1 protein-coding gene is annotated in these 607 nt (G+C 68.7%); it reads right to left on the bottom strand.

What is annotated here, in order from left to right; translation table 11 throughout:
- Positions 1-607, bottom strand: a 607-nt coding sequence (locus BIV28_RS19560; protein ID WP_242653146.1) for an alpha-amylase family glycosyl hydrolase, incomplete at both ends; no start/stop codon positions are given.

The following is a 607-nucleotide window of genomic DNA, read 5'->3' as shown; positions in this document are numbered from 1 at the left end:
CCCGCGACCTCGGCGTCGTCGAAGACGTTGCCCTGGGCGTCCTTGTAGGGCTTGTCGGACTTCGACACGTAGCCGTACTGGCCGCCCTGGTAGGAGATGACGTCGGCGGTGTGGTTGGTGATGATGTCGAAGTAGACCTTCATGCCCTTGGCGTGGGCCGCGGCGATGAGGTCCTTCATGTCGGCGTTGGTGCCGAGGTGGGGGTCGATCCGGGTGAAGTCGGTGACCCAGTAGCCGTGGTAGCCGGCGCTGGCGTCGGAGCCCGAGCCCTGCACCGCGCGGTTCTTGAAGGAGGGCGTCAGCCAGATCGCCGTGGTGCCGAGGCCCTTGATGTAGTCGAGCTTGCCGATGACGCCCTTGAGGTCGCCACCGTGGTAGAAGCCCATGTTCGTCGGGTCGTAGCCGGTGGCCAGGCGGTCGCCGGTCAGGCCCCCGCGGTCGTTGGCGGGGTCACCGTCGGCGAACCGGTCGGCCATGACGAAATAGAAGCGCTCACGCGTCGAGCCGGTGCGCAGCGACTGGCCCGCCAGCGCCGTGTCGGCACCGGTGGCGGCCCCAGGCAGGTCGGTGGGCGCGATGCCGACGGCGTGGGTCGTGTCGTCGTAGG

Source organism: Intrasporangium flavum (genome assembly GCF_001956915.1).
Lineage (GTDB): Bacteria > Actinomycetota > Actinomycetes > Actinomycetales > Dermatophilaceae > Monashia > Monashia flava.
Note: the sequence above shows the minus strand (reverse complement) of the source record. Positions and strands in the feature narration are given on the sequence as shown.